Source organism: Qipengyuania flava (genome assembly GCF_011762005.1).
Classification (GTDB): domain Bacteria; phylum Pseudomonadota; class Alphaproteobacteria; order Sphingomonadales; family Sphingomonadaceae; genus Qipengyuania; species Qipengyuania flava.
In genome coordinates, this window is record NZ_JAASQU010000002.1 from 682,352 (window position 1) to 701,619 (window position 19,268).

At 63.7% G+C, this 19,268-nt stretch carries 19 protein-coding genes and 1 tRNA gene; 13 read left to right on the forward strand and 7 right to left on the reverse strand.

Annotation, left to right across the window (positions count from 1 at the left end):
* Positions 1 to 69 precede the first annotated feature (69 nt).
* From FHS69_RS10025 to FHS69_RS10035, 3 genes are all read left to right on the forward strand, one after another.
* Entirely contained in the window at positions 70 to 1,923 is a 1,854-nt protein-coding gene (locus FHS69_RS10025) for a cation:proton antiporter (RefSeq protein WP_067672004.1), read from the forward strand.
* A 3-nt stretch (positions 1,924 to 1,926) separates the two neighbouring features.
* Positions 1,927 to 2,538, forward strand: a complete 612-nt coding sequence (locus tag FHS69_RS10030; RefSeq protein ID WP_166777557.1) for an OmpA family protein — start codon at positions 1,927 to 1,929, stop codon at positions 2,536 to 2,538.
* Positions 2,539 to 2,585: 47 nt separating this feature from the next.
* Positions 2,586 to 2,659: transfer RNA gene (locus tag FHS69_RS10035), tRNA-Gly, on the forward strand.
* A gap of 185 nt (positions 2,660 to 2,844) precedes the next feature.
* On the opposite strand, the gene panC is transcribed toward FHS69_RS10035, so the two are convergent.
* Entirely contained in the window at positions 2,845 to 3,693 is an 849-nt protein-coding gene (gene panC, locus FHS69_RS10040; RefSeq protein ID WP_166777661.1) for a pantoate--beta-alanine ligase, read from the reverse strand.
* A gap of 76 nt (positions 3,694 to 3,769) precedes the next feature.
* Positions 3,770 to 4,543: a CsgG/HfaB family protein gene (locus tag FHS69_RS10045; RefSeq protein ID WP_166777558.1), complete on the reverse strand. Its 774-nt coding sequence runs from the start codon at positions 4,541 to 4,543 to the stop codon at positions 3,770 to 3,772.
* A gap of 222 nt (positions 4,544 to 4,765) precedes the next feature.
* Between FHS69_RS10045 and FHS69_RS10050 the strand changes: the two genes are divergently transcribed.
* The 5 genes from FHS69_RS10050 to FHS69_RS10070 all read left to right on the forward strand — a co-directional run bounded on the left by FHS69_RS10050 (position 4,766) and on the right by FHS69_RS10070 (position 10,675).
* The gene (locus tag FHS69_RS10050) at positions 4,766 to 5,575 is read left to right on the forward strand and encodes a division plane positioning ATPase MipZ (RefSeq protein WP_166777559.1); all 810 of its coding nucleotides are present in this window, start codon (positions 4,766 to 4,768) and stop codon (positions 5,573 to 5,575) included.
* Positions 5,572 to 5,874 carry a J domain-containing protein gene (locus FHS69_RS10055; RefSeq protein ID WP_067464987.1) on the forward strand — a complete coding sequence of 101 codons (303 nt, stop codon included), beginning with the start codon at positions 5,572 to 5,574 and terminating at the stop codon, positions 5,872 to 5,874. Before FHS69_RS10050 ends, FHS69_RS10055 begins: the two co-directional genes overlap by 4 nt.
* Positions 5,871 to 7,274 carry a phosphoglucomutase/phosphomannomutase PgmG gene (gene pgmG, locus FHS69_RS10060; RefSeq protein ID WP_166777560.1) on the forward strand — a complete coding sequence of 468 codons (1,404 nt, stop codon included), beginning with the start codon at positions 5,871 to 5,873 and terminating at the stop codon, positions 7,272 to 7,274. Before FHS69_RS10055 ends, pgmG begins: the two co-directional genes overlap by 4 nt.
* A gap of 26 nt (positions 7,275 to 7,300) precedes the next feature.
* Complete coding sequence (locus tag FHS69_RS10065) at positions 7,301 to 8,134, forward strand: DUF2059 domain-containing protein (RefSeq protein ID WP_166777561.1); 834 nt, start codon at positions 7,301 to 7,303, stop codon at positions 8,132 to 8,134.
* Positions 8,135 to 8,206: 72 nt separating this feature from the next.
* Positions 8,207 to 10,675: a ligase-associated DNA damage response DEXH box helicase gene (locus tag FHS69_RS10070; RefSeq protein WP_166777562.1), complete on the forward strand. Its 2,469-nt coding sequence runs from the start codon at positions 8,207 to 8,209 to the stop codon at positions 10,673 to 10,675.
* A 69-nt stretch (positions 10,676 to 10,744) separates the two neighbouring features.
* Here the strand turns inward: FHS69_RS10070 and FHS69_RS10075 are convergent, their stop codons facing one another.
* The 4 genes from FHS69_RS10075 to FHS69_RS10090 form a co-directional block, all read right to left on the reverse strand.
* Entirely contained in the window at positions 10,745 to 11,176 is a 432-nt protein-coding gene (locus tag FHS69_RS10075; RefSeq protein WP_166777563.1) for an ExbD/TolR family protein, read from the reverse strand.
* A gap of 39 nt (positions 11,177 to 11,215) precedes the next feature.
* A complete protein-coding gene (locus FHS69_RS10080; RefSeq protein ID WP_197459351.1) occupies positions 11,216 to 11,746 on the reverse strand; it encodes an ExbD/TolR family protein in 531 nt (176 codons plus the stop codon).
* 80 nt (positions 11,747 to 11,826) lie between these two features.
* The gene (locus FHS69_RS10085) at positions 11,827 to 12,609 is read right to left on the reverse strand and encodes a MotA/TolQ/ExbB proton channel family protein (protein WP_130585631.1); all 783 of its coding nucleotides are present in this window, start codon (positions 12,607 to 12,609) and stop codon (positions 11,827 to 11,829) included.
* A 63-nt stretch (positions 12,610 to 12,672) separates the two neighbouring features.
* A complete protein-coding gene (locus FHS69_RS10090) occupies positions 12,673 to 13,329 on the reverse strand; it encodes an energy transducer TonB (protein ID WP_151884889.1) in 657 nt (218 codons plus the stop codon).
* A 353-nt stretch (positions 13,330 to 13,682) separates the two neighbouring features.
* On the opposite strand from FHS69_RS10090, the gene FHS69_RS10095 reads away from it, so the two are divergent.
* Complete coding sequence (locus tag FHS69_RS10095; RefSeq protein ID WP_243844609.1) at positions 13,683 to 14,522, forward strand: hypothetical protein; 840 nt, start codon at positions 13,683 to 13,685, stop codon at positions 14,520 to 14,522.
* 69 nt (positions 14,523 to 14,591) lie between these two features.
* Positions 14,592 to 15,899: a homoserine dehydrogenase gene (locus FHS69_RS10100; RefSeq protein ID WP_094062348.1), complete on the forward strand. Its 1,308-nt coding sequence runs from the start codon at positions 14,592 to 14,594 to the stop codon at positions 15,897 to 15,899.
* Here the strand turns inward: FHS69_RS10100 and FHS69_RS10105 are convergent.
* Entirely contained in the window at positions 15,853 to 16,374 is a 522-nt protein-coding gene (locus FHS69_RS10105; RefSeq protein WP_166777095.1) for a hypothetical protein, read from the reverse strand. The two genes, FHS69_RS10100 and FHS69_RS10105, sit on opposite strands and share 47 nt — an antisense overlap.
* An 84-nt stretch (positions 16,375 to 16,458) precedes the next feature.
* On the opposite strand from FHS69_RS10105, the gene glpX reads away from it, so the two are divergent.
* The 3 genes from glpX (at position 16,459) to FHS69_RS10120 (ending at position 19,266) form a co-directional block, all read left to right on the forward strand.
* Positions 16,459 to 17,433: a class II fructose-bisphosphatase gene (glpX, locus tag FHS69_RS10110; protein WP_166777564.1), complete on the forward strand. Its 975-nt coding sequence runs from the start codon at positions 16,459 to 16,461 to the stop codon at positions 17,431 to 17,433.
* Between the two features lie 94 nt (positions 17,434 to 17,527).
* Complete coding sequence (locus FHS69_RS10115) at positions 17,528 to 18,463, forward strand: ribose-phosphate pyrophosphokinase (RefSeq protein WP_067464955.1); 936 nt, start codon at positions 17,528 to 17,530, stop codon at positions 18,461 to 18,463.
* Positions 18,464 to 18,465: 2 nt separating this feature from the next.
* The gene (locus tag FHS69_RS10120) at positions 18,466 to 19,266 is read left to right on the forward strand and encodes an inositol monophosphatase family protein (protein WP_166777565.1); all 801 of its coding nucleotides are present in this window, start codon (positions 18,466 to 18,468) and stop codon (positions 19,264 to 19,266) included.
* Positions 19,267 to 19,268 lie beyond the last annotated feature (2 nt).

Genomic DNA, 19,268 nt, shown 5'->3' on the forward strand with positions numbered 1-19,268 from the left:
CTGTCAGGCATTAAGGGTATTCGCGCTTGGCGCGCTGACCCGCGGTGAGCCGCGCAGCCAGAGAGGGGCATGGAACAGTCTTTAGTTATCGCGATGGTCGGGATGCTCGGCGTCGGCGCACAATGGGTGGCCTGGCGAACGGGCTGGCCGGCGATCGTGCTGATGCTGGCCGCGGGCTTTCTCGCAGGTCCGGTACTCGATCTTTTCGATCCCGAGCACGCCTTCGGCGAACTGCTCGACCCGATGATCGCGATCGGCGTTGCGCTGATCCTCTTCGAAGGTGGCCTTAGCCTAGACTTCCGTGAGCTACGCCATGCCGGTGAAGGGGTGTGGCGGCTCGTGCTGCTGGGCGGCCCGATCGCCTGGGTGCTCGGCGCCTTCGCCGCACACTCGATCGGCGGCCTCGAGTGGCCGGTTGCGATCCTGTTCGCCGGTATTCTCGTGGTGACGGGCCCGACCGTCGTAATGCCGCTGCTACGTCAATCATCGGTAAAAGCGCGCCCGGCCGCGATTCTCAAATGGGAAGCCATCGTCAACGATCCGATCGGCGCCCTGTTTGCCGTCGTGTCCTACGAATATTTTCGCGCGGTCGCCGAAGCGCCGGGATCGAGCCTGTTCGAGGTGGTCCCGCCACTGATCTTCGCCGCCATCATTGCCGGGCTGATCGGCTATGTCGCTGCCGCCGCGATCGCCTGGGCATTCCCGCGTGGGGCGATTCCCGAATATCTCAAGGTGCCGGTTCTCCTCACCTCGGTCATCGTCGTATTCGTCCTGTCGAATCAGATCGAGCACGAAGCGGGCCTCGTGGCGGTTACCGTCATGGGCATCGCGCTGGCGAATATGAATATCTCTTCGCTGCGCAGTATCCACCCCTTCAAGCAGAACATTGCGGTGATCCTGATAGCGGGCATCTTCATCCTGCTCTCGGCCAGCCTCGAATTCGAGCAATTGGCCTATCTCAACTGGAACTTCGGCCTGTTCCTCCTTGCGCTGCTCTTCCTCGTTCGGCCGGCGACGATCCTGCTCAGCCTTCTCGGCAGTTCGGTGCCGTGGAACGAGCGTCTGTTCCTAGCCTGGATCGCGCCGCGTGGGATCGTGCTGGTGGCGATCTCGGGCCTGTTCGCGTTGCGGCTCGAGGACATCGGCTACGATGGTACGGCGCTGATCGGGCTGAGCTTCGCCGTGGTGGTTGCTACCATCGTGGCGCATGGCTTCACCATCGACCTCGTCGCGCGCCTGCTCAATCTGAAGGGCAGCAACCGGCCGGGGATATTGATCGTCGGAAGTACGCCGTGGACGATCTCGCTCGCCCTGATGATGCAGGAATTGAAGACGCCGGTGATGGTGGTCGATGCGAGCTGGCAGCGTCTGGCGCTCGCGCGGCAAAAGGGCCTGCCCTTCTATCACGGCGAGATCCTCAACGAGGCGACCGAACACAATCTCGATCTCACGCCCTATGCGATGCTCGTCGCGGCGACCGAGAATGAGGCCTACAATGCGCTCGTCTGCAACGAATTTGCGCATGAAATCGGGCGCGATACCGTGTTCCAGCTTGGCGATGCGGTGGATGATGACGATCGTCACTCGCTGCCCAGCAGTATCCGCGGGCGCGCACTTTTCGAAACCGGCTTCGGGGTCGAGGACGTCAACGAGCGGCTCGCACGGGGCTGGGTCTTCCGCAAGACCAAGCTGTCGGAAGAGTTCGACTTCGAAGCCGCGCAGCAGCGTCTGCCCGATGCTGCGTCCATGCTGCTGCTGGTGCGCGACAACGGCACGATCCGGTTCTTCACCCATGCCGCGCGCCCCGAGCCACGCGCCGGTGATGTGATCGTCAGTTTCGCACCGCCACAAGAGCGCAGCGCGCAAGACGCCGCCGCAAAGCGTGATCGCAAGCGCAACAAGACCGCCGAACAGGGGGCCTGAGATATGAACCTTCGCCCATTCACCCTTGCTGCCGTCGTACCCAGCCTGCTGCTTGCCTCATGCGGCGAAGACGGGGGCTCGGAACCCGAAGCGGAAGCTTCGGGCGAGAAGCGCTCGATCTTTCGGCCCGAGTTTCAGGTTGAGCCGATCGAGAGCCTCGAACCGCAGGGATCGCTCCAAACGCTGGTCCAGTTTCCCGAAGGCGCCGAACTGACCGAAGAGGCCCGCGCCGAGCTCGCGACCATATTGGCCTCGCCGCAAGTGGAGCAGGGTGGCCCGATCATCCTGCGCGGCCATAGCGACAGTGGCGGCAGCGACGAGGGGAACATGCGGGCCTCGCGCGCGCGCGCCGAGGCGGTGCGCGATTGGCTCGTCGACAGCGGCGTGGACGAAGCGCGGATCAGCTTGATCGCATTCGGCGAACAGAATCCCGTCGCCCCGAATGCCCGTCCCGATGGATCGCCGGATCCCGTCGGCCGCGCGGCCAATCGCCGTGTCGAAATCGAGGTGCGCAGCGAAAACGCCGAACCCGAAGAGGAAACACCGACACTGGCGGAAACACTAGCCGGTTCGGTCGAGGAAGAGAGCGGCGAAAGCGCCGAATCACCCGAATAGCCAGTTGACGGCAGCGCGCTTTCGGTGGCAATGGCGGCGTCACCCGGGCGGGTATAGCATAGTGGTAATGCTCCAGCCTTCCAAGCTGGCTAGAGGGGTTCGATTCCCCTTACCCGCTCCACCTTTCAAGCCTCGCAAAAGCCTCCGAATTTCTGGCGAAAGCCGGATGCGACACATTCTGCGCCGCACCCGGCCCGTTGCGATCCGAAGGGCAAATGCCATCGTGGGCATGCGTCTCAACGGACAGCGCAGATAGGCCTGCCATCTGACTCCGCCAGTCCTCCAGACGGGGGACCGTGCTAATCCTCAGCCGACCGGCATATTGTCTATCAACCTCGTCCCCCCGATCCGGGCGGCTACGAAAAGGCGATTGTCGGGCCCGATCTCGCGGGTCGTCTGCAGATCGGCGCCCCGGCGCATATCGGCATAATCGACGCTGTCGAAACCCGCCTCGACCAATTCTTTCTGCAACTGGCGCAACGCATTCTCGACCGGATCACCGCCTGTCAATCGTGCTATCGTTTCGCGCATCAGGCGCGGCAATGCCGCCGCCCGGGCACGTTGCGCAGGCGAAAGATAGGCATTGCGGCTCGACATGGCGAGACCGTCCTCTTCGCGCACGATGGGAACGCCGATAATGCGATCCACATGGGGCAGCGTCAGGTCGAGATCGCGGGCCATGCGGCGAATGACTGCAAGCTGCTGCCAGTCCTTCTCGCCGAACAGTGCGCTGTCGGGACGCACCTGGTTGAACAGTTTGCAGACGACCGTTGCCACACCGTCGAAATGGCCCGGCCGGTCGCTGCCGCACAGGCCTTCGCTGATCCCGGCAACCGAGATATTGGTCGCATAGCCTGCGGGATAGACTTCTTCGGGTGGCGGGGCCCACAGCAGCGCGACACCTTCCTCTTCGAGCAGCGCCGTATCGCGCGCCATCTGTCTCGGGTAAGCATCCAGATCCTCGTTCTCGCCGAACTGGCGTGGGTTGACGAAGATCGACACCGCGACGTGTTCGGCGTGTTCGTGCGCTTCCCGTACCAAGGTGAGGTGCCCTTCGTGGAGGGCCCCCATGGTCGGGACCAGCGCCAGCGTGCCCTTGCCGCGGAGTGCGTCGGTGGCGCGGCGGAGATCATCGAGCCGGGTTACGGTATGCAGTGTTCCTACTCCAGAAACGCCGAGGGGGCGGAACGCGCTGTGCCGTTCCGCCCCCCCGCTGGCAAGACCGTACGTATCAGCGTGCTTCGGGCGCCGCCGCAGCAGCATCGTCGGGCAGGCCGCCGAGCTGGGTCACCAGGTCACTATACGCGTTGAGATAAGCCAGCACGATGATCTGGCCGATGGCGGTGTTCTCGTAGCTGCCGAAACCGCCGGCAGCGCCGCCGCCTCCGCCGAACAGTCCACCGCCGGCCGCCCAGCCGAGGTCTTTCTTGCGGAAATAACCTTCGACAAGTGCTTCCTCGACTGTCGTACGCGCATTGACGAGCGAGAGCACGACATTGGCTTCGCCCTTCTTGACGCGGATACCACCAGCGAGCGCGCCTGCTGTCCGGCCGAACAGCCCCCCGACCACGCCGCCGAGCACGCCGCCGCCGCCACCCGAATTGCTGTTGGCGGTCACGATATCGGGCTGGAGGAAATAATCCGCCGTGCGCACTTGTCCAAGGCCGACATTCTGGCCGTCCTGCAGTTCACCCTGTTCCTGCAGCGCGCGCTCCATCGCCCGGCTCTGCATTGCCCGACCGCGGCTCACCATGGTGAAGCAGCCCGAGCGTTGGACGAAGACGCGAATGATCTGCTCGGGACTGCCGAGATTGAATTCGCGCCACCATTTGTCGTCGGGCTCGACCACTGCGATCGTTCCGAGATTGCGCGTGCAGCGTGGAATTTCCATGCTGCCGCGTTCCTGCGCCTTGCGGCCTGAAGAGCGGCCTTGGGCAAACACGGGTTCGGCCACCATGCCGCTCATCGAAAGCACGGCGAGTGCGGTACAGATCAGTTTCTTCATGTCCTGGGGTTCCCCTCTGATAATCGTCCGCGGCGGCCGGCTGTAGCCGGTTCTCGCCGGTCGAATGCGACCCAGGCACTGCGAAGATTATCGATTCGCTGCCGCAACGCTAGTAAGCATCCGCCATTGTGGGGAATCGCGCACTGCCAACTGTGACCGCGTTGCCGCCGCGCAATCGGTTGGATAGGGACGCAAGCCTATGACACGCCCGATCGCTTCCCGATGACTGCCCAGCCTCACCGTATCGTTTTCGCCAATGAAAAGGGTGGTACCGGCAAATCCACGACTGCCGTGCATGTCGCGGTGGCGCTGGCCTATCGCGGAGCACGTGTTGCCGCCTTCGATCTCGATCATCGTCAGCGCACCATGTGCCGCTATTTCGAGAATCGCGCGGAAACGATGAAGCGGCGACGGATCGATCTCCCGACGGTGGAGTGTCATGTCGTCGAAGGTCTCGACGCCGAAGGCATGGAAGCGCTGATTGCCCGCCAATCGCAGCAGGCCGATTTCATCCTCGTCGACACGCCGGGGCGCGACGATCCACTCGCCCGGCATTCGGCCACGACATCGGACACGCTGGTGACTCCGATGAACGACAGTTTCGTCGACTTCGACCTGATCGGCCAGGTCGAGAGCGAGACGTTCAAGGTGCGCAAGCTGTCGTTCTATGCCGAACTGATCTGGGAAGCGCGGCTCAAGCGCAGCCGCACCACGATCGAACAGAACCGCGCACAGATGGATTGGGTGGTGGTGCGCAACCGCACCGGCTATACCGAAGCGCGCAACATGGCGCGTATCGAGAAAGCACTGACCGAGATGTCCAAGCGGGTCGGCTTCCGGGTCGCCAAGGGCTTGTCCGAACGCGTTATCTATCGCGAACTCTTTCCCTCTGGCCTGACCCTGCTCGACAAGGGGCATCTGGGCGATCTGGGTACCAGCCATCTGGTCGCGCGGCAGGAATTGCGCGGTCTCATCGCCAATTTGCGGCTGCCCGGTCCCGGTTCCGAAGATGCGGTGCCGGCCGCTCGATGATCCGGCTGCTCGCCCTGGCCCTGTTGCTCGCGGTCGTATGCCGCTGGATCTTCGGCAAATGGCCCTGGGAATATCTCGCAACCAAGAGCCCGAGTGAACGTGCGCTCGATCGCGCGCGGCACTTGCTCGACGTGCGTCCGGGAGCCTCGGCCGAGGATATCCGTTTGGCCCACCGTCGCATTGCTACAATAATCCACCCCGACAAAGGCGGTAGCGCCTCAGCGCTGCAGGAAGCCAATGCCGCGCGCGACCTGCTGCTGGACCAGATTTCCCGGACCCGAACGGAGCCCCCACGATGACCCACAATTTTCACCCCACCGTCCTGCGCGAGTACGACATCCGCGGCATCATCGGCGAAACCTTGGGGGCGGACGATGCCCGCGCCATCGGTCGCGGCTTCGGTACGATGCTGGCCGAAGCGGGCGGCAAGAAAGTGGCGGTAGGGTATGACGGGCGGGTCAGCTCGCCCATGCTCGAACATGCGCTGGTTGAGGGGCTCAATGCTTCGGGAATGGATGTCGTGCGTATCGGCATGGGGCCGACGCCCATGCTCTATTATGCCGAAGCTTCAGCCGCAGATGTGGATGGCGGAATCCAGATAACCGGCAGCCATAATCCCGCCAATTACAATGGCTTCAAGATGGTCTTCCAAGGGCGTCCGTTCTTCGGAGCCGATATCCAGGAGCTGGGCCGGCGAGGGGCGGCGGGAGAATGGGCCGACGGTTCGGGCACGAACGAGGATCGCGACGTGCTCGACGCCTATATCGATCGCATGCTTGCAGCACTCGATGGGATCGACACTGCGGCATTGTCCGGGCTCAAGGTCGGCTGGGACGCGGGCAATGGTGCCGCCGGGCCCGCGCTTGAAAAGCTCGCTGCGCGCCTGCCGGGCGAACACCATCTTCTCTATACGGAGGTCGACGGCGAATTTCCTAATCATCACCCTGATCCCACGGTCGAAGAAAATCTCGCCGACCTGCGCGAACTTGTCGCCGGGAAGTCGCTCGACTTCGGTGTGGCTTTCGATGGCGATGGCGACCGGATCGGCGCGATCGACGGGGAAGGCCGTGTGATCTGGGGTGACCAGCTCCTGATGGTCTATGCGGAAGACCTTCTCTCGCGTCGCCAGGGAGCGACGATCATTGCCGATGTGAAGGCCAGCCGTGCGCTGTTCGATCATGTCGCCGCGCATGGCGGTCAACCGCTGATGTGGAAGACCGGGCACTCGCTGATCAAGTCCAAGATGAAGGAAACGGGCTCGCCGCTAGCGGGCGAAATGAGCGGCCACGTGTTCTTCGCCGACGAATATTACGGCTATGACGATGCGCTCTACGCGGGTGTTCGCCTGATCGCCGCCGCTGCGCGACTGGGGAAATCGGTAACCGAGCTACGCTCTTCCATGCCGCCGATGATCAATACCCCCGAGATGCGCTTCCAGGTAGACGAAAGCCGCAAGTTCGCCGCCATTGGCGAGATCGCCGAACGCATCGCCGCCAGCGATGCGGTTGCCGACACGACCGACGGCGTGCGCGTAACAACTGATGACGGCTGGTGGCTGCTACGCGCCTCGAACACGCAGGACGTCCTTGTCGCGCGTGCCGAAAGCGAAAGCGAAGAGGGGCTTGCGCGGCTGGTCGCTCAGATCGACGAACAGCTGGCCGCATCGGGTCTCGAACGCGGCCCTCAGGCAGGTCATTGAACGCAGCGATTGCGGGGAGCAGGACAATGAAAAAGATCGTAAATGCGATGGCGGCGGCGGCACTGATCTGCGCTGTGCCGGCGGCTGCGCAGGAAGACCCGGAGCACAGCGAAAGTGCAATGTCTCCCGGGGATCTCGACGAATTTGCGGGCATTATGGCCGGTCTGTTTCAGACCGAACCACTGACCGAGGAGCAGAACGCCCGTCTGCCTGCTGCGCAGGCGGTGGTCGGTGAGATGATGCCCGACGGCTTCTACGGCGAAATGATGGCCGGCATGATGGACAAGATGCTTCGTCCCATGCTGACGATGTTCTCGCAGCCCGAGTTCGTTCTGGGGGCCCGCCTTACGGTCGACGCCGAGGCCATCGAAGCGCTCGAAGAAGCCGAGCAGGCGGAGCTGACCGCCATGCTCGATCCTGCCTATCAGGCACGTGGTGATGCCATGGTTGCAGTCCTTACTTCACGCATGGGCGGGATGTTCACGGCGATGGAGGGCCCGATGCGCGAAGGACTGTCGAAAGCCTACGCAGTCCGTTTCGACGATAGCCAGCTCACGGATATCGCGGCTTTCTTCGCCACCCCGACGGGCGGTGAATATGCACGCGAATCGATGGCGCTGTTCGCCGATCCGCAGGTGATGCAGGCCAGCATGCAGGCGCTGCCGGCCATGATGAGCGGTTTTGGCGACATCGAAAGCGCCATGCGCGAAGCGATGGAAGCGCTTCCGGCCGAACGCGGCTATGGCGATTTGACCGAGGCGCAGCGCGAGCGCATGGCCGAATTGCTCGATGTCGATCCGGCGCAACTGGCCGATCTCGTCAATCCTCCCAAGCCGATGGATGACGCGGCCGGGCAATAGGCCCGGACGGACGGGCGCGCGTCGTCGACCGCCGCCCGGAACCCGCAGGGCGTCTCCGGCGCTTCTAGGTTGATGCAGCCCGACGTTCCGCCCGAGATCGCCGAATGGTTTGCCGGGCGTGATTGGCGTCTCCGGCAGCACCAGCGCGATATGCTGGCAGCCAGCGACGCCGGGCGTCACGCATTGCTGGTGGCCGATACCGGCGCGGGCAAGACCTTGGCGGGTTTCCTCCCGACGCTTGCCGATTTTACGCCAACCCGCCTTGAGGGGAGGGAACCTCCTGAAGGGCTGCACACACTCTACGTGTCACCGCTGAAGGCGCTGGCGCATGACGTCCAACGCAACTTGATCACACCGATCGAAGAGATTGGCCTCCCGATCCGCGTCGAGACACGCAGCGGTGATACGCCCTCGGACCGCAAGAAACGCCAGCGCACGCGCCCGCCACATGTGTTGCTGACGACGCCCGAGAGCCTTTCGCTGCTCTTGTCCTATCCGGACAGCTTCGAGTTGTTTCGCGGGCTCAAGCGGATCGTGATCGACGAAGTGCATGCTTTCGCTACAGGCAAACGCGGGGATCTCCTGGCGCTGGCTCTGACCCGGTTGCAGGCGATAGCACCGGATATGCAACGCGCGGCGCTGTCGGCCACACTCGCCAATCCGCGGGGGTTTCGCGAATGGCTGGCGCCGTGGGGCGAGATCGACACGATCGAAATGGTCGAGGGCGAGGCGGGCAGCCCAGCCGAAGTCGAGATCCTGCTGCCGCTAGAAGAGCGGGTCCCCTGGGGCGGACATGCAGCGACCTGGGCGATACCGCAGCTCTACGAACAGATCCGTGCCAATCGAACGACGCTGATCTTCACCAACACCCGGTTCCTGGCGGAGTACATCTTTCAGAACCTGTGGGATGTGAACGATGACAATCTGCCGATCGGGGTTCATCACGGCTCGTTGAGCCGCGAGGCCCGCCGCAAGGTCGAGGGTGCGATGGCCCGGGGCGAACTTCGTGCGCTCGTGGCGACCGCCAGTCTCGACCTGGGTGTCGACTGGGGCGACATCGACCTGGTGGTGCAGATGGGAGCGCCCAAGGGCTCTTCGCGGCTACTCCAGCGTATCGGGCGGGCCAACCACCGGCTGGACCAACCCAGCCGCGCGCTGCTCGTCCCGGGCAACCGCTTCGAATTCCTCGAAGCGACTGCGGCCAAGGAGGCAGTCGACCAAGGCCAGCGCGACGGCGAGGAATTCAGGCCCGGGGGGCTGGATGTTCTGGCGCAGCACGTCATGGCCTGCGCCTGCGCCGCACCTTTCCAGGAGCAGGCGCTCTTGGCCGAGATCCGCTCCAGCCTCGCTTATGCGTGGGTTGATCAGCAGATCTGGGAGCGCGTGCTCTCTTTCGTCGAAACGGGCGGTTATGCGCTGCGGGCCTACGACAAGTTCAAGCGCATTGTCCGCGACAAGGATGGCGTCTGGCGACTCTCGCATCCGGAACAGGCACAGCGCCACCGGATGAACGCCGGAATCATCATCGATTCCGAAATGCTCGAGATCCGGATCACCGCAGGGCGTGGTCGCGGCGGCCGAAGCCTGGGCAAGGTCGAGGAACGCTTTGCGGCAACGCTCAGTCCCGGCGATACTTTCGCCTTTGCCGGAATGAGCCTCGAAGTGGTCAAGCTCCAGGACATGGAAGTGCTGGTCAAGGCGGCGAAGTCCAGCGCGATGATCCCGAGCTATGGCGGCGCGCGTATGCCGCTGACCACGCATCTGGCAGACCGGGTGCGGACAATGCTTGTCGACCGTGCGGGCTGGTCGAGGTTTCCCGACGATGTGCGCGAATGGCTCGAGGTTCAGGACTGGCGTTCGCGAATGCCGGGGCCGGGGCAATTGCTCGTCGAGAGCTTCCCGCATGCCAAGCGCCATTACAGTGTCTATTATACGTTCGAGGGCTGGAACGCCAACCAGAGCCTCGGCATGCTGATTACGCGGCGCATGGAAGATAGGGGCCTTATGCCCGGGGGGTTCGTCGCCAACGATTATTCTCTGGCGGTATGGGGTCTGAAGCCCGTGACCGACCCGGCGCCCTTGCTGTCGCCCGATATCCTGCAGGACGAGTTTATCGAGTGGGTGCAGGGTTCGCACCTGCTGCGCCGGGCGTTCCGCGAAGTGGCCGTTATCGGCGGGCTGGTAGAGCGACAGCACCCCGGAAAGCGCAAAACCGGTAAACAGGTAACCTTTTCGACCGATCTCATCTACGACGTGTTGCGCAAATACGAGCCCGATCACGTTTTGCTCGTAGCCGCGTGGGCCGATGCCCGCACACGCATGACCGATGTGGGGCGACTTGGGAGCCTGCTCGACCGGTCGGCCGACCAGCTGGTCCATGTCGAGCTCGATCGCGTCAGTCCGCTGGCAGTGCCGGTCATGGTCGTTATCGGCCGTGAAACGACGCCGCAGGGGTCGGTGGACGATGAACTGCTGCTCGAGGCGGAGAGCCTGGCAGGAGCTGCGATGCGTGTGGACGGTCCACTCGAAGGCGAAGGTTAGCAGGCAAAAAGAAAGGGGCGGATCGCTCCGCCCCTTCCAATGCCCTTGCGGGCGTTTGGGTATCCGGCCTTACTTGCCGAAGGTCCGGTAGCGTTCGTTGCCGACGAAGCCGAACTTGGTGACGCCGGTCGCCTTGATCAGCTGCAGCACCTTGGCCGCGAGATCGTAGCTTGCCTGCGCTTCCGGCTCGAACTGCAGTTCGGGCTCCGGATTGATGTTCTTCGACTGTTCCAGCAGCGTGCGCAGCTGGCCCATATCGATCGCATTGCCATTCCAGAGGATCTGGTTGTCGACCGTGAGCACCAGCTTGTTCTTCTCCGGCTCGACGACGACGTTGTCCGGGGTATTGCTGGGGGCCGGCAGATCGATATCGACCGAATGCGTCGCGACCGGGATTGTGATGATGAACATGATGAGGAGAACGAGCAGGACGTCGATCAACGGCGTCATGTTCATTTCCATCATCGGCGCGCCATCATCCTTGCCGCCTGACATTGCCATAGTGGGTTACTCCCTAATCTGCTTTGCCGAACCGGTCGATCAACCGTTGGGGTCGACCGGGTTCGAGATGAAGCCGACGGTGGGATAGCCCGCCGCCTGGACGTTGTAGATCGCACCGGCCACGCAGGACCACGGAGCGTTGACGTCGCCGCGGATATGCACCTGCGGGATCTTTTCCGGGTCATTCATGATGACCTCGGGGCCGCCCGCACGCTGCACGATGGCATCGAGGCGTTCGAAGGCCTGGTCGTAGAGCTCTTCCGAAGTGACCGGCGAGACGTTGCCGAAGTAGACACGGCATTCGCCGTTGCGCGACGCACCGGCGAAGCCCGGCTCGCCTGCGGCGACGCCATTCTCGTCGGTAGTGCTGACGGTCAGGAGGAGGTTTTCGACCTTGTCCTTCGATTCGACCGATTCGAAGACCGGGATTTCCAGCTTTTCGATGGTCTGGATCGCGACCGGAACCGCGATGAGGAAGATGATCAGAAGCACCAGCATCACGTCCACGAGCGGCGTGGTGTTGATGTCCGACATGGGTGTCTCTGCACCTCCTCCTGTCGAAATCGCCATGGTTCAGTTCCTAACGTTCGAAATTCTTGGGTTCGATGCGGGTGGCGGGGGCGGGCGATGCCGCCCCCGATTCCGATCGCTTACTTCTTGACCGTGGTGGTCGTCGCAGCCGGCTTGGCAGCGGCCTTGGCGGCGGTCTGCGTCGAGGTTGCGGTCATGTAGGTCGGCTTGACGGTGCCGGCCGAGTTGATGTTGGCAAGCAGATCGGTCGAGAACGCGTGGAGCAGTTCGGCGATGCGCTTGTTGCGACCCTGCAGCCAGTTGTAGGCGAACACGGCGGGAACCGCGACCAGCAGGCCGATGGCGGTCATGATCAGTGCTTCACCGACGGGGCCGGCGACCTTGTCGATCGAGGCCGAACCGGCGATGCCGATGTTGATCAGTGCGCGGTAGATACCGATAACCGTACCGAGCAGGCCGACGAAGGGTGCGGTAGCACCGACCGTCGCGAGGAACGGCAGGCCGCCCGCAAGCTTCGAGTTGATGGTGTCTTCCGAACGCTGCAGCGAACCGTGCATCCAGTCATGCGCTTCGAGCTTGTCGGTCATCTTGGCGTGCTGGTCTTCGGCCAGCATGGCGTCGTCGACGAGCTGGCGCCATGCGCTGTTCTTGTCGAGCTTGGTGGCGCCGTCACGCAGCGAACCGGCCTTCCAGAACTGGGTGCGGACGGCCTTGTACTGGGCCAGCACCTTGCGCTGTTCGAACAGCTTGGTGAAGAGGATGTAGAACGAGCCGACCGACATGATCACCATCACGCCGAGGATGAACCAGGCGACGAAGCCGCCCTGTTCCATGGCTTCGAGAAAACCGAAGGAGTTCTGCGGGGCTGCGTCAGCGGCAGCTGCAAGAAGTTCGAAGGTCATAACGAGTGGTCCTTTTGATACGCCATTTCCCGCCGGGTTCCACGACCCTTGGCGGGAAGGAATTTAGTTGAGCTGATAGACGATAGTGGTCGAAACCGTGTCCTGGATCGGGTTGCCCGCGACATCCTGCGCCGGATTGTAGCGTGCATACCGGGTCATCCCGTCGCAGGCCGCGGCATCGAGATCGCTCGATCCGCTGGAAGCGCTCACGCGGCAGGATGCCACGCGGCCATCGGTTCCGACAGTGATCGTGACCCCGACATTACCCTCTATACCTTCGCGCTCGGCGCGACGAGGGTAATTGCTCTGGATCCGACGGGCCCAGCCAGCCTGACCACGCGGCGAAGCGCTGCGGGCCTTGGACGGCGGGGGCGGCGGAGCCGGAGGTGCCGGCGGCGGAATGACCAGCTGCGGCGGTGCCGGCGGCGGGATCGTCGTCTGCGTCCGGATCGGAGGCGGTGCCGGCGCGATATTGATCGGCGGCGGCGGAGCGACCGGCGGCGGCGGCGTGTCGGGCACGTTCTCCGGCGGCGGCGGGGGCTCTTCCTCGGGCGGCGGGGGTTCCTCGATATCAATCGTCGTCACGCGCTCGACCACCTGCTGGACCGCATTATATGCGAGACCGGTGATGAGAGCGTAACCGAGAGCGATATGGATGAGGGCAACAATGATGATCGCGACGATGCGATTGCCGCTCATCTGTTGGTCAGCATAAGCCATTCGGTTGCTTCACTCCATCGGTCACCCCGGAAACGCCGGGGCTTCTGGATACCCAGTTTGCGACCCGCCGTTCTGGCGTGACCTTGGGCATCGTTAACGCGTTCGCGTCGCTCGAGACCCTGAAGACTCTCGCGACGAAGGCAGACCAAATTCTCGATAAGAACCCGGACGCCTCTCCCCAAGCAATAAAGTGTCATCCACTCGGGTCCGGTCCGACCCTTTAGCTACGATGCGAAGCGTCCGCAAACCCTTTATCGGTTAACCGCAGATTCAGTGGCTTGCCGGAAGGAACAGGGGCTATCGCGGGTGCGTTGAGCGATTCGTCCCGTACCGCATTATCGAAAGTAGTCCCCATGCCGACTTTCCGCATTCCCGGTCATCTTCTGCTCGCCTCCGCGATGCTGGTCGCGCCGTTGCACCTCGGGGCGCAGGAGACAGCCCGGACCGCCGAGCTCACCTATGCCGACATCGTCGATCTCGCCGACGAAGCGCCGCTCGTGCTGCGCGCGCAGATCCGCAAGCAGGCCACGGTCGAACCCGAGCGTTCTCCGGGGCTCGAGCCGGGCTTCGTGCGGCTGTATATCGAGGCGCGCACTTCGGCGCTGATCGCGGGCAATGTTCCGGTGGGCGAATCCCTGCGCTATCTGGTCGACGTGCCGCTTGATGCGAAGGGCAAGGCGCCCAAACTCAAGAAGCAGGAGGTCGTGCTGTTCGCGCGGCCGGTGCGGGGCAGTGCCGATCAACTGCAATTGGTCGATCCACGGGCCCAGTTCGCTTACAGCCAAGCGTTCGAGGCGCGCCTGCGCCCGGTGCTCGGCGAATTGCTCGCGCAGGATGCCCCCCCGAAAGTAACCGGGATTCGCGATGCGCTGGCGGTCGAGGGTACGCTGGTGGGCGAATCCGAGACGCAATTGTTCCTCGACACGGCGAATGACGGACCGGTTTCGGTAACCGTTGTGCGTCGGCCCGGCCAGCAACCGCGCTGGGGCGTGTCCTGGTCCGAAATCGTCGATCAGTCGGCCCGCGCGCCGCAGCGCAATACACTCGAATGGCACCGGCTGGCGTGTTCGCTACCCGACGCATTGCCGCAAAATGCGATCCTGACGCGCGATCCGCAGACCCGTGAACTGGCAGCGAAAGACTACGCACTGGTGCGGTCCGATCTGGGTGAATGCCCGCGCACTCGCCAGTAAAGGCCGCACTTTCCCCTGACCAAGACAAACTGGTTCCACCGCGGCTGCCCGCTGCGCTAGTCGGGCCGCATGGCTGAACCTCTACGTATCGCGCTTGCCGGTCTCGGCACTGTCGGCACCGGCGTTATCGCCCTGCTCGAAACCAACCGCTCGATGATCGAACGGCGCGCCGGAAGGGCAATCGAAATCGTCGCGGTCAATGCGCGCGACAGGTCGCGCGACCGCGGCGTCGATCTCAGCCCCTATGCGTGGGTCGATGACATGCAGGCGATGGCCGAGCGATCCGATGTCGATGTGGTGCTCGAACTGGTCGGCGGATCCGACGGGCCGGCGCTGACGCTGGCGCGCGCCGCGCTCGATGCGGGCAAGGGTTTCGTCACCGCCAACAAGGCGATGATTGCGCATCATGGACTGGCGCTGGCGGAGCAAGCCGCCCTGCGCAATGCGCCGCTCAAGTTCGAAGCGGCAGTGGCTGGCGGTATCCCGGTGGTCAAAGGGCTGCGCGAAGGTGCCGCCGCAAACCGGATCGAGCGCATCTACGGTATCCTCAACGGCACCTGCAATTACATCCTGTCCGAGATGGAGCAGACCGGTGCCGATTTCGGCGATATGCTGCGGGCTGCGCAGGAGAAGGGTTTCGCCGAAGCCGACCCGACTTTCGATGTCGAGGGTGTCGATGCGGCGCACAAGCTGGCCATCCTCGCGGCGATCGGTTTCGGTGCGCGCGTCGATTTCGACGCTGTGGCCACGACCGGGATCGGAGAGGTGCAGGCCAGCGATATCACGCAGGCGAATGTGCTGGGCTATGTCATTCGCCTCGTCGGGATCGCATCGCTGGACGAAAGCGACGATGAAGCGCGACTTTTGCAGCGCGTGCGGCCCTGCCTCGTTCCCCGCGGCCATCCCCTGGCTGCCGTCACGGGGCCGACCAACGCCGTCGTCGCCGAAGGCAATTTCTCGGGCCGCTTGCTATTCCAGGGCGCAGGCGCGGGGGCAGGACCAACCGCCAGCGCAGTGGTCGCCGACCTTATCGATATCGCGCGCGGCGATAGCGGCGCGCCGTTCTCGGTCCCGGTCGAAGAACTCGAACCCTTCGCCCCGGCGGACCCGGGCAATCGCGTGGGGCGCGACTACATTCGTTTCACCGTCACGGATCGTCCGGGCGTGCTGGCCGAAATCACCGCTGCCATGCGCGACGCTGAAGTGTCGATAGAAAGCCTGATCCAGCGCGGTCGCGACGACGAGGGAGGGGAAGTGCTGGTGGCGATGGTCACGCATGAAGGGCCCGAGCGGTGCGTGACCAAGGCGCTCGAACTGCTCGAAGGTTCGCCTAGCCTGACGGCTCCTCCGCTGGTGATGCCGATACTGGGGGCGTAGTTTCTCCGTCCCCCTCGCCGCCGCTTGGTGCGAGGCCGCGTGCGATCCGGTCCGCATCCGAACCGGGCGGCGCCTCGGGCAAGGCCTCGATATCGATGATCAGCGCCTTGGGCGGCGGGCAGGGGCCGATGAAGCAGCCGCGTGCGACGACCACGCCGTGGTCGGGAATGCCGAACACGTCGGGCGTGCGCGGATCGCCCTTATTCATCGTTTCCTCGGCATAGCGTCGCTGCGAACCGTCGTCGTCGACCGCGAATTCTCCGTTGTCCCGGCGCCGGCGACACACGACGATCTCTCCTGAGATGCTCGCCGCCTCCTGCTCGGCGCTGCAATCTTCAAGCGGGCCGAGGTAGTCCTTTTGAGACACCAGAATATCGATCTTTTCCGGCGGAGTTTGCGTGTCCTGCGCCGATAATGACGGGGTGATCGCGATGACCCCGATCGCTGCGCCTGCCACCCACCAGCGTCTCGACAATGCAATGCTCCCTGTCTATCCGCGACACCAACCGCATCGTTGGGCGCCGCCGCGCGCAACCTCATGGGAGGGACTGAACCCATTATGAACTCGCCTGCCGAAAATCCGCTCGACCGCATTCTCGTACTCGAAATGGTCCGCGTGACCGAAGCGGCGGCCGTCGCCGCCTCCAAGTTGATCGGCCGTGGCGACGAGAAGGCGGCAGACGCCGCTGCGGTAGAAGCCATGCGCAAGGCGTTCGACACGCTCTACATGGACGGCACGGTGGTGATCGGCGAGGGTGAGCGCGACGAAGCGCCGATGCTTTTCATCGGGGAGAAGGTCGGTGGCGCGCCGGGCAAGGGCCCGAAGATCGATATCGCGCTCGACCCGCTCGAAGGCACCACCATCACCGCAAAAGCGGGCCCCAACTCCCTGGCCGTGCTTGCAGCGGCTGCGGAAGGTTGCCTGCTCAATGCGCCCGACGTTTATATGGACAAGCTGGCGGTTGGACCCGGCTATCCCGACGGGATCATCGATCTTGCCAAGACCCCGACCGAGAACGTGCAGGCAGTGGCCGAAGCCAAAGGCGTTGCACCGTCGGACATCATTGTCTGCGTGCTTGATCGTCCGCGGCATTCCGACCTCATTGCCGAACTCCGCAGCCTGGGTTGCGGCGTGGTGCTGATCGGCGATGGCGACGTGGCGGGTGTGATCGCGACGACCGATGAAAACACCACGATCGACATGTACATGGGTCAGGGGGGCGCCCCCGAGGGCGTGCTCGCCGCAGCAGCGCTGCGTTGCGTCGGCGGGCAGTTCAATGGTCGTCTCGTGTTCCGCAATGAGGACGAGAAGGCACGCGCGCGCAAATGGGGTATCGACGATCTCGACCGCATCTACACTCGCGACGATCTCGTGAAGGGCGACTGCATCTTTGCCGCGACCGGTGTGACCTCGGGTTCGCTGCTCGACGGAGTCAAATATCTGCGCGATGGGCGCATGACGACCGACAGCGTGGTAATGCGGGCCAGCAGTGGCACCGTGCGCTGGATCAAGGGCGAACACCGCACCAAATAGCGGCGGGCAAGGGGAAAGACCCCATCCGCGTGTTGCATATCCGTGACGCTCGGCTAGGCGGGGCGCAAATTCAGCTCTGCCAAGGATTCGCCGCATGAAAATCATGGCCGCCAATTCGAACCTGCCCCTCGCGCGAGCGATTGCAGGTTATCTCGAACTGCCGCTTGTCGATGCGCAGGTGCGCCGCTTCGCCGACGAAGAAATCTTTGTCGAAATTCATGAGAATGTTCGCGGCGAAGACGTCTTTGTCGTCCAGTCGACCAGCTATCCGGCGAACGACAATCTCATGGAGTTGCTGATCTGCATCGACGCGCTCAAACGCGCGTCGGCGCGCCGGATCACTGCGGTTGTGCCCTATTTCGGCTACGCCCGTCAGGACCGCAAGCCTGGACCCCGCACGCCGATTTCGGCCAAGCTGGTCGCCAATCTGATCACCGAAGCAGGCGCCGACCGCGTGCTCGCGGTCGATCTTCACGCCGGACAGATCCAGGGCTTCTTCGATATTCCGACGGACAACCTCTTCGCCGCGCCGGTGATGGCAGCGGATATCCAGGCGCGCTACGGCGATCAGGATCTGATGGTCGTCAGCCCCGATGTCGGCGGTGTGGTTCGCGCACGTGCGCTGGCCAAGCGGCTCGACAATGCGCCGCTCGCGATCGTCGACAAGCGTCGCGATCGCCCTGGCGAAAGCGAAGTGATGAACATCATCGGCGACGTGTCCGGCCGGCACTGCATCCTGATCGACGATATCGTCGATTCGGGCGGCACGCTGTGCAATGCGGCGCAGGCGCTGCTTGACCAGGGGGCGGCTTCGGTCGCAGCCTATATCACGCATGGCGTATTGTCGGGCGGTGCGGTCGCGCGTGTCGATGGTTCGGCGCTCAAGGAACTGGTGATTACCGATTCGATCCGCCCGACCGATGCTGCCAAGGATTCGGAGCGTATCCGTATCCTGACAATCGCGCCGCTGATCGGTGAAGCGGTCCGGCGCATTGCCGATGAAAGCTCGGTCAGCTCGCTGTTCGACTGAGCGTGGCTACCGCATCCGATCTCGCGCTTGCGAACCGTCTTGCCGATGCGGCGGGTGAAGCGATTCGTCCGTTGTTTCGCGGCGAATGGTCGCAGGAGCAGAAGGCCGATCGCAGCTTCGTGACCGAGGCCGATCAGGCCGCCGAAGCCGCCATGCGGGCGATTCTCGAATCCGAACGCAGCGACGACGGTATCATCGGCGAAGAATACGGCACGCGCAATGAAGGTGCGGGCCGGCAGTGGGTGCTCGATCCGATCGACGGCACCACCAGCTTCATCGCCGGCCGACCGATCTTCGGGACGCTTATCGCACTCATGCAGGAGGGCTGGCCGGTGCTGGGTGTAATCGACCAGCCGATCGCGCGCGAACGCTGGGTCGGGCGGATTGGCGACGGCACCACGTTCAACGGCGCACCGATCCGCGCGGCGGCCTGCAAGGATCTTTCCGACGCGGTGCTGGGCACTACCACGCCGCACCAGTTCGCCGGAGATGACGTCGATGCGTTCATGGGCGTCGTCAAATCGGTGGCCGAGCGCAAGATCATCTATGGCGGCGATTGCTACAATTACGGTCTCGTTGCATCCGGTCATGTCGATATCGTGGTCGAGGCAGGGCTGAAATTGCATGATTTCGCTGCGCTCGTGCCGGTGGTCGAAGGCGCGGGCGGGGTGATGAGCGATTGGCAGGGCAATCCGCTCGACGCCGAGAGCGACGGGCGCGTCATCGCGCTGGGCGATGCGGCGCGGCTCGAAGACGTGCTGGACGCGATGGGCGGCGGTTCGCTTCACGATCACGGGCACTGATC